This is a genomic window from Paraglaciecola sp. MB-3u-78, assembly GCF_002835935.1.
Classification (GTDB): Bacteria; Pseudomonadota; Gammaproteobacteria; order Enterobacterales; family Alteromonadaceae; genus Paraglaciecola.
In genome coordinates this window covers 1-764 of record NZ_PJCF01000052.1, presented here as the reverse complement: position 1 = coordinate 764, position 764 = coordinate 1, and the positions used below count along the sequence as shown (strand labels likewise).

Sequence of the window (764 nt, the reverse complement as noted above, 5' to 3'; positions counted from 1 at the left end):
AGCCTTATTTTAAGCCAAGTTCACTGTGGTAATTACAAAGTGTTGAGAAACGGTAATTTGAGCTTTGCAGGATATTACTATCAGATTTTTCAACAGCAACAATATACTTTGCAACATATTTTTCAAATTTACTTGTAATGAAATGCTCTTTATTTGCAAGTTTCTTATGTTCGCCTGATGAGATTTTAAAAGGTAAGTTGGATACATACTTTTCGTCAGTGATCAGGAGAGCTTTAGTAAAGTCCAATCCTTTACCTTCAAAGCCACCTTGAATACTTTTAACAGTAATATACGAGGATTTGTGTCTTATATTTGAACGCAGTGGTACTGCAAAAGATAGGTTGTTGATTGAAATAATAACAATACCATAACCTCGTACTTTGCCTTTAGCCCAATTACCATCATGGTTGTCTAACGCTTCATTTAAATGAGTATTATCACTATAAAACGAATTATCTAATTTTTTTAATTGCACTAGTCTATATCCCTAAAACGAAAAAACCTCCTTTCGGAGGTTTTCGGTAGTCAATTCAGTTTGGATGCTTCAGTTATTTACGTGGGGTGCTCCTACCGCCACAACTTTCAGTTTGGAAATTTCTGTTTTTTACGTGGGGCTTTCCTACCGCCACTGACTACAACTTAATAATGAGCCTATTAGTCTCAAAAGTCAACGAGTATTTGAGTAATCTAGATAAGGCTAACGCTTAACATATGGGGATTTTAGGAGCGCTTTTTCAGCGAGTAAAATTCCCACCATGATGTTT

At 35.2% G+C, this 764-nt stretch carries 1 protein-coding gene; it reads right to left on the bottom strand.

Going from position 1 to position 764, the window contains the following annotated elements:
• Positions 1–4: 4 nt before the first annotated feature.
• Complete coding sequence (gene tenpIN, locus CXF95_RS26275) at positions 5–475, bottom strand: type III toxin-antitoxin system TenpIN family toxin (RefSeq protein WP_101201409.1); 471 nt, start codon at positions 473–475, stop codon at positions 5–7.
• Positions 476–764: the final 289 nt, after the last annotated feature.